This window comes from Mycobacterium sp. FW102-FHT13B02, from assembly GCF_058790275.1.
The window spans coordinates 1-7,039 of the sequence record NZ_JBYTCM010000047.1 but is presented as its reverse complement, the minus strand read 5'-3'; the positions used below and the strand labels follow the sequence as shown (position 1 = coordinate 7,039).

Here is a 7,039-nt window from a genome sequence, read left to right as displayed (position 1 = left end):
TCACGACGCCACGCCGAAGCCCGGGTGGGTCCCGAATCAGACCGTCACACTGGTCCCGAATCAGACTGTCACCGCCAAACTTCCCGTCTGCGGTGCGTCCCGGGTAGTTGGGGTTCGGGTCCTTCGGATCGGTCGGTGTGTCCTTTTTGAACCCGTAGTCCGTCATCTGCACAGTCGGGTCCCCGTTGTGCCCGTCCTCGGGGAACTGCAGCGACTCCAGCGGGGCGAGTGCGGCAGTGATCTGCTCGGCCACGACCTTGTCGACGGCTACGAGCTGGGTCACCGCGGCCTGGATCGCCTGCGCATGGGCCACGGCCTCCTGCTGCCTGGCCACGGTGCTGCGCATCAGCCCACCCCAGGACTTGTCTGTGACTGAGAAGTCTTGTCCGACAGTGAATCCGGCTTCTTCGGCTTCGGTGATTGCGTCGAGCACCTGACGTTTAGCCCATGCGATGTCGCCGGCGCCATTGGTGGCGTGGCCGGCCGCCGCGTATAGCGCATCGCCCGCGCCCCGGACTTTCACCAGGTCGCCCCAGCTTCGTTCGGCCGCAGCATCGGCGGCGGTGCCTTCCCAGGTGGTGCCGCCGGGTCGCAGCATGCCGGTGTGGATGGTCTCGAAGTGCCCTTCCCAGTGCGCCGCCGTCGAGCGCCAGTGGGTCGCTGCGGTTTCTAGGTGGGTGGTGTCCCAAGCTTCTATGTCCGCTCGGGTCAGAGCACCACCGACGTAGACGGGCATCAGACCTGAATGGTGGTGCTGATTGTCTGCGCGTTGCCGCTGTCGGTGCTGATGTACTCCCCTGCCGCGGCGCGCAGCGTCGTACCAGTAGAGGTGGCCCGCTCGGTCAGCTGGGCTGCGAGCGCGTTGACCAGCGCGTGACCGTGCGCGACCGCTGCGGTGGTTGCCTGGGTCAGGTGGCCGGCGGCCGCGGGTGCTGGGACGGGGATCGTCGATGCCGAGAGATCGCATACGCCGGCATGGGACAGCAGGCCCGCGCTGTCAACGGCGATACGTTCCCCCACGTTGGGCAGTCTAAAACGGCTTGTGGGGTGTGGCCGACGCCTGTTTATTCGCGGACTGCTTCGCAGCTGCCCCTTCCTCGTACTGGCCGCGTTTGTGCGTTGTGGTGGTGCCCGTCAAAGCTCGACCGTGGTCGACCGCGTAGCGGCATCGGCCTTGACAGGCACCACCACAACGTTCACCACAATTGCGGGCGAGGAAGGAAGCTCTATCCGATGAAATACCTGATCAGACCCAATTTGCTAGCCGTGATAGCACAGCTAGCAAAGGAGTTGGATCAACCGCGGCTGCTGGCATTCTCGTCGCTCCCGCCGATACCGTCATTGGGGTGCAGTTGCGGCATATTTGCGAAGTGTGCGGCCTCGAGGAAATCCTGACGCCGGAAGATGCCTTCGAGGCCGGGTGGGACTACCCGCCGAGAATAGGCACGTTCGGCATACTCGGGCCGCGCACGTGCGCCCAGTGCCAAGTCAATCAAACGGCCTGGTGGGCGATGGTCGTGGACGGGCACGCGACTGACATGCTCAGCCCAAAGCAACGAGCGGCGCTCGCACGAATCATTGACGAGCCAGGGAGCGTCGCGGTCACGGAGTGACGCAACACCGTTCGTCGGTGCCCAGCCGTTCAGGGTTCGAAGTGTGAGCGGAATCCTTCGAGCCAATCCGCCCGCCCAGGGCCGCTGAGATTGGCCGGCACCCACAGTTCGGCGTCGTCGGGGCTGTCGGCGTCTCCGGCGGAGACGCGTTCGTGGGCGGCGAGATATCCGGCGGTGTGCATGCGGTCGGGCTGCGAAAAGACGGTCTGCATAGTGGCGAGGTTGGTTTGGAAGTCTTGATAGGCGGTACGGCGTTCGTCGGGTGTGGCGTAGTCGTCGCCGTAGCGGTCGAGCCAGGCGGCCCAGTGCTCGGCAGAACCCGGCTGCGGCGGTGTGGCTGCCTGCGGCGTGTCTGCGTTCACGTCTCTTACGGTACGGCGCCGGTCTGACATGTTGGATTCCTCCATGACTGTTTCCCCAGCTGAGAGCATCTTGCTAGCTTGTGATAGCACGGCTAGCTAGCAGCCGTGCTGGGTGAGGTAGGCGTCAAGGGCTTGGTCGGTGATGGAGGCGATGCTGATGGTGCGGTCGCCGGTTTCGTAGCGGAGTTTGTCGACGGCTTTACCTAGGCGGTTTTTGGTGGAGGGCCGGATTCTGACGTTGTGCTGCTCGGTCAGTCGCTCGACCCCTCCCCCGGCCTGCGACGCCGGCTGTTGCAATGGGGTGCTCGGCGCGGGTTCGGGTGGCGCGGCCGGGGCGGTGAGAACCGGTGGCCGGTCCGGGATGGCGTCGGCGGGGTGGCCGGTGGTGCGGGTGATGGCCGGCTTGCGTGCGGTGCTCATGCGTGGGCTCCGATGGTGATGCCGAGTTCGTCGAGCAGGTCGTCGTAGGCGACTTGCAGGCTCAGGGCGCGGCCGCCTTTGAATTTGTGCATGGGCACTTCGGCGCTGTGGGCGTCTTGGCGGGCGCCGAGGTCGGGTATGACGGTGCGGGCGACCAGGTCGCCGTAGGCTTCGCGCAGCTCGCGCTCGCGATCGATGTGCTCGCCTTTGTTCTGCCGGCGGGAAATGATGATCTTGGCCAGCTCCAGGCGCGGGTTGGGCCGCAGTTTGACCTTCTGGACGGTGGTTTCCAGGCGGGTGACGCCTTTGACGGAGTCTTTCGTCGGCTCGGTGATGGCGTACACGGTGTCGACGGTCAGCAGGACCGCGAATAGCAGCTTGCCCAGGCTGGGCGGGCAGTCGAACAGCACCGCGTCATACGGCGAGAGGTCCAGACCCTCGAACGCGACATCGAGGCGGAACACCAGGTCGGATGCGCCGCTGGATTCGGCGTTGGACAGGTCCAGGTGAGACGGGATGAGGTCGATGCCATCCCAGTCGGTGGCCACGACGGCGTCGATGGCTGATCCGGCTTCGGTGCGGTCCATGAGGTCGGCGGTGGTGAGCTGGCCGTCTTCGGTGTAGACGCCGAGGCCTTCGGTGGCGTTGGCCTGCGGGTCCATGTCGACGATGAGTGCGCGGCCGCCGCGGTGGCTGATGGCGCTGGCCAGGCCGAGGGTGGTTGCGGTCTTGCCGACGCCGCCTTTTTGGTTGGCCAGGGCGTGCCGTTTGGGCTGCATGGTGTGTGTCCTCCGTAGTCGAGCTAGCTGCGATAACTACGATTGCTAGTGTTGCTAGCATAGTGCAGATAGCTATGCTAGCAACACTAGCAATCGAAAGTCGGACCGCGTGTCGGAGCAATCCTGGGTTCTTGTCGTGAACGATCTGAGGCATGCCGCGGCACCTCAATCGCATGATCTACATCGACGACTCCGGACACCCCCAATCCGGGATGGTCGTGTACGGCTGGGTCGAATTCAGCCCAGACCACTGGGGATCCGTGCTCCGGTGCTGGCTGGACTCCCGAAAAATGCTGTGGCGTGAGTACCGGGTGGCCATCCAACAAGAGCTACACACCACGGATTACGTGAACGGTCGTGGCCGTATCTCCAAAAACATCCCTGACCGGCACATACACAACGGAACTGAGTTCTGGAAAGACTTCGGCCGGGAGGTTGCGGTGCAATGTTTGGACACGCTGCGGTGTGCCGAAGGGCTCGTCGTCGGCGCCGTCTACCGCAGGGGTGACCCTGCGCGCCTTGCCGACACGAAACGGGAGCTCTACCGCGATCTGATCATGCGGTTTGAGAACGAACTGGCCACCACCGACTCGCTGGGCGTAGTTGTCATGGACGGGGACGGCAGCGACAGCAGTTACCGAAGCACGCATCGTCAATTGAAGTTGGATGAACGCCGCATCATCGAAGATGCGATCCACCTCGACTCGAAGACGTCGCAGCTTGTGCAGATGGCCGACTTGGTGGCGTGGAGCGCATACGCGGCCGTTGACCGTCATCCGCGGAACGAGTTCGCTTGGGGGTGGTACGAAAACTACCTGGCTGAGCGTGATCCGAGCCGGCAACCAAAGGAACTTGCCCCTAGAAACAGCTAGACCCCCTTATCCACAGGTGTGGGGGGGTCTGCGATGACCACAATACACCGGATTGGGTGTATTGCGTACTTTTTAACCGGTTTCGGTCAGTCGACGTCAGTCGGCGCATACAGTTTGGTTGTCCTGGTGAAGAGCCAGGGAAGTGGGGCCGGGAGCCAGCACGTTTTGCTTGGTCGCCCGGTTTTCGCGTCTCTAGCGTGTCAGCACCTCGACGACCTGTGAGCGTAGGCTTGGGCACTGTAGCCGACCCATCGCGGTGGGTTTGGAAGTGAGCCGCAGGATTACTCGCCGGACGACGAGGTCTGCGGCTCGCGGCGTTTCCGGGGAGTAGTGCACAACCGCTTTGAAACGTTAAAACCCGCCCCCTGCCGGGGAACGGGTGGTGTGCCGTAACTGTACAGCGGCACGTTGTCGGCCTGTGCTGTAACACTTGTTGCATGTTTCCGTTTTCCGAGAGCGGCGGTGTTCTTCATCTTTCTGATCGCGCTGCCGAACGTATGTATCAGCTGCGGTCGCCATTGTTCGATGAAAAGGCGCGTACGGCCCGCGAGCCTTTAAAGGAGCTCAGGGCATACAAGGTGGCCGTGTTGTCTGGGGGCTGGGTGCGGGCGTACACCGGCTACGACGTCAACGACAACACGCGCTACATGGTGGATGTTCTGTTCGCTCCCGGTGAGGTCATCGCGATTGAAAGCACGTGGGACCCAGAGCGCGGGCCTGGTGAGCGCGATGGCTTCCCGCAGATGTCCAAGGAGGAACGTGAGCAAGCGTGGAAGGACTCCTGGCCGGAATGATGTGCTGTGGCCCTTCGACCAGCCAAGGGGCCTGGTGTGCTATCTGGGCTAGCAATGCTAGCTAGCGGCGAGCCGTGACCGGCGACTTCCGGCCCGGCGCGCACGCGAGGATGGGTGCGGCCGAGCCGGAGAGCCGGGGTTATGTGCTGCGGGCGACCAGTACGACCAGTACCGGGACCATCGCGATTAACACTGCGGCGGCGGCCGGGTCGCGGAACATGAGCACTGTGGTGTCCACGGCCCACAGGGCGAGCAGCATCAATATCGGGTAGTTCAGGCCGCCGGGTCTCCACCAGGGATTTATCATGGTGGGGTCCCTCCTCTCTGTTGGGAGATCGGATACAGCAGTCGCCTCCGCGTACCTGGCCGGGTTTGTCTGAGGCGGCTGCTCTGTTTCATGGTGTTGTCGGTTCCGTTGCTGCGTAATCAGGGTTTCCTCTCTGGGGTTGTTCGGCTCGGACCGTATCGGGGTTCACAGATGAACGCCACGAGCAAGACCACTCGGTCTCAAACTCGCACCGTAGACGGTGAGGTGTTGGTACACCCACCACCTGTCAGACAATCTCGCTGCGCCCAGTACCTCCCTTCTCTGCGTCCTGGAGCGCGGCCCCTGAGGGGAAGGCCACGCACCTAAATTCTCGTACAACCTCGCGATCGCTATTCTTCAACAAATCCGATTTCTGTGTTTACAACACACCTTTGGGCACAACTTGTGCGCAAGTGCGTTGCGGTGTAGCGAATCGCGCGAGTATCGGCGTTCACCGGATGGGTGTTCATAGCGGGAACGATTTCACACAATTCGGACATCCCGAATCTTCGCCGAGCTGGACTGGCTGGCCGTGGCCGAGCGAGATGGGTGGTGTGGTGCTCGCTGCCGGCCCGGTAGGTGTGTGCCTGGGCAGTGAACGATCCCGTCGGTTCCTGCGGGATCGCGTTCAGGTCCCTACTCAGAGAGGTATCGATAAGCGGTCGCGCGGCCGATACCGAAAGCTGCGGCGAGTTCGGCGACTGGTTCGCCGGTGGCGGCGAGGCGGCGTAGTTGTTCTTGGCGTTCGAGGTTGAGTTTGTGGGGTTTGGTCGCCGGCAGGCTTCGAGCTCGGCGTGACTCGCGCGCGGCGGCGCGCCGTTCCTTGCCCAGCTCGAGCTCGAGTTCGGCGAGGGTGGCCATGATGGCTGCGACTGCACGCCCCGTTGGGGTGGCGGTGTCGATGCCTTCGCGTATGGCGCGCACCAGGATTCGGCGCTCACTGAGGTCGGCGATGGTTCGGGTGACTTCGGCTACTGAGCGGCCGAGCCGGTCGATCGCGGTAACAACCACGGTGTCGCCGGCCCGGGCGTAGTCCAGCAGGGCGGCCAGGCCGGGGCGTGTGGTGTTGGCGGCGCCGGAGAGTTTGTCGGTGTAGATCCGGTCAGCGTGGACGCTGGCGTCCGCCAAAGCGGCCAGCTGCGCATCGAGATCCTGACCGAAGGTGCTGACGCGGGCGTACCCCAAGGTCGTGGCCATACCTGCACTGTCTCATTGGCCACCGACAGCGGGGATTTGAGACACGCCGTGTGAGACAGGAAATGAGACACCGCGACCTGGCCCAACGAGCGGGGGAGGGGAGGGCCGCGGCCGTGTCTCGTTTCTCTACAAACGAGACAGGCCTGCGCGGGCCCTGATTAATCAGCCGTTGTGCTGGTTGCCCGGGTTTCGTTTGCGGTCCACAAACTGATGGAAGTCGAACGGAGTCGACGCGCCGCTGCACTCACCATCGATGAGCGCAGCGCGCAAGGCTTGCAATCGCTCTACGTGATCATCAGATTCAGACTCGTCGATTGACTCGGTAATACCGGGTTGATCCAGCCAGCGCTCACCGTCGGCGCCGTCTTCCCATGGCGCGTATTCATCTTCGGGGAGAGGTGCGTCAAAGTCTTGTGGGACAACTAAATTTGGCATTTGACGGAACTTGCGTTGGCGGTCGCGCGGTGCGCCATCCTCATTGGCGTCGTCTCTGCGCACGTCAGTCATGTGGACGAGTCTGCCCTGGTCGACGCTGCTGCGATAGGTCAGCGGTGCGGCCAGGGCTTGCCCGTTGCGTTCAATCGATTGCCCGCCCACGATTGGGCCCGAAGGTTCCTCGAGCAATGATCAGAACCTGTGGATGAGCCTTGGTAGGGCGGCGTGAATGTGGGCGCGCCTTCCCGGGGATGATCACA

Annotated in this window: 10 protein-coding genes and 1 pseudogene; 3 read left to right on the top strand and 8 right to left on the bottom strand. The window is 63.3% G+C overall.

The annotated features are described in order from the left end of the window. Positions 1–736 (bottom strand): annotated as a pseudogene (locus AC3WTE_RS32195) (hypothetical protein); the annotation flags it as partial. Then, positions 736–1,020: a hypothetical protein gene (locus tag AC3WTE_RS32190; RefSeq protein WP_492443675.1), complete on the bottom strand. Its 285-nt coding sequence runs from the start codon at positions 1,018–1,020 to the stop codon at positions 736–738. The gene AC3WTE_RS32190 and the pseudogene AC3WTE_RS32195, both read right to left, overlap by 1 nt. Positions 1,021–1,346: 326 nt before the next feature. Here AC3WTE_RS32190 and AC3WTE_RS32185 point away from each other — a divergent pair, with 326 nt between their 5' ends. Beyond that, positions 1,347–1,613 (top strand): hypothetical protein, encoded by a 267-nt coding sequence (locus AC3WTE_RS32185; RefSeq protein WP_492443674.1) that lies wholly within the window; start codon positions 1,347–1,349, stop codon positions 1,611–1,613. A gap of 29 nt (positions 1,614–1,642) precedes the next feature. Here the strand turns inward: AC3WTE_RS32185 and AC3WTE_RS32180 are convergent, their stop codons facing one another. The 3 genes from AC3WTE_RS32180 to AC3WTE_RS32170 all read right to left on the bottom strand — a co-directional run bounded on the left by AC3WTE_RS32180 (position 1,643) and on the right by AC3WTE_RS32170 (position 3,174). Further along, on the bottom strand, positions 1,643–1,975 hold the full coding sequence (locus tag AC3WTE_RS32180) for a hypothetical protein (protein WP_492443673.1): 333 nt from the start codon (positions 1,973–1,975) through the stop codon (positions 1,643–1,645). A 96-nt stretch (positions 1,976–2,071) separates the two neighbouring features. Continuing rightward, entirely contained in the window at positions 2,072–2,395 is a 324-nt protein-coding gene (locus tag AC3WTE_RS32175) for a hypothetical protein (RefSeq protein WP_492443671.1), read from the bottom strand. Next, on the bottom strand, positions 2,392–3,174 hold the full coding sequence (locus AC3WTE_RS32170; protein ID WP_492443669.1) for a ParA family protein: 783 nt from the start codon (positions 3,172–3,174) through the stop codon (positions 2,392–2,394). Before AC3WTE_RS32170 ends, AC3WTE_RS32175 begins: the two co-directional genes overlap by 4 nt. A 173-nt stretch (positions 3,175–3,347) precedes the next feature. Between AC3WTE_RS32170 and AC3WTE_RS32165 the strand changes: the two genes are divergently transcribed. Together AC3WTE_RS32165 and AC3WTE_RS32160 are read left to right on the top strand one after the other, a co-directional pair. Continuing rightward, positions 3,348–4,046 (top strand): DUF3800 domain-containing protein, encoded by a 699-nt coding sequence (locus AC3WTE_RS32165; RefSeq protein WP_492443668.1) that lies wholly within the window; start codon positions 3,348–3,350, stop codon positions 4,044–4,046. A gap of 437 nt (positions 4,047–4,483) precedes the next feature. After that, positions 4,484–4,840: a hypothetical protein gene (locus AC3WTE_RS32160; RefSeq protein ID WP_492443666.1), complete on the top strand. Its 357-nt coding sequence runs from the start codon at positions 4,484–4,486 to the stop codon at positions 4,838–4,840. 139 nt (positions 4,841–4,979) lie between these two features. On the opposite strand, the gene AC3WTE_RS32155 is transcribed toward AC3WTE_RS32160, so the two are convergent. The 3 genes from AC3WTE_RS32155 to AC3WTE_RS32145 all read right to left on the bottom strand — a co-directional run bounded on the left by AC3WTE_RS32155 (position 4,980) and on the right by AC3WTE_RS32145 (position 6,851). Beyond that, positions 4,980–5,147 carry a hypothetical protein gene (locus AC3WTE_RS32155; protein ID WP_492443665.1) on the bottom strand — a complete coding sequence of 56 codons (168 nt, stop codon included), beginning with the start codon at positions 5,145–5,147 and terminating at the stop codon, positions 4,980–4,982. Between the two features lie 636 nt (positions 5,148–5,783). Next, complete coding sequence (locus AC3WTE_RS32150) at positions 5,784–6,344, bottom strand: recombinase family protein (RefSeq protein WP_492443664.1); 561 nt, start codon at positions 6,342–6,344, stop codon at positions 5,784–5,786. A gap of 162 nt (positions 6,345–6,506) precedes the next feature. Next, positions 6,507–6,851 carry a type II toxin-antitoxin system ParD family antitoxin gene (locus tag AC3WTE_RS32145; RefSeq protein WP_492443663.1) on the bottom strand — a complete coding sequence of 115 codons (345 nt, stop codon included), beginning with the start codon at positions 6,849–6,851 and terminating at the stop codon, positions 6,507–6,509. Between the last annotated feature and the right edge of the window lie 188 nt (positions 6,852–7,039).

What these genes read in the sequence shown, in the direction of transcription:
- AC3WTE_RS32150 (WP_492443664.1), bottom strand. Translation starts at nt 6,344, where the DNA reads ATGGCCACGACCTTGGGGTACGCCCGCGTCAGCACCTTCGGTCAGGAT.
- AC3WTE_RS32160 (WP_492443666.1), top strand. Translation starts at nt 4,484, where the DNA reads ATGTTTCCGTTTTCCGAGAGCGGCGGTGTTCTTCATCTTTCTGATCGC.
- AC3WTE_RS32155 (WP_492443665.1), bottom strand. Translation starts at nt 5,147, where the DNA reads ATGATAAATCCCTGGTGGAGACCCGGCGGCCTGAACTACCCGATATTG.
- AC3WTE_RS32145 (WP_492443663.1), bottom strand. Translation starts at nt 6,851, where the DNA reads ATGACTGACGTGCGCAGAGACGACGCCAATGAGGATGGCGCACCGCGC.
- AC3WTE_RS32170 (WP_492443669.1), bottom strand. Translation starts at nt 3,174, where the DNA reads ATGCAGCCCAAACGGCACGCCCTGGCCAACCAAAAAGGCGGCGTCGGC.
- AC3WTE_RS32175 (WP_492443671.1), bottom strand. Translation starts at nt 2,395, where the DNA reads ATGAGCACCGCACGCAAGCCGGCCATCACCCGCACCACCGGCCACCCC.
- AC3WTE_RS32165 (WP_492443668.1), top strand. Translation starts at nt 3,348, where the DNA reads ATGATCTACATCGACGACTCCGGACACCCCCAATCCGGGATGGTCGTG.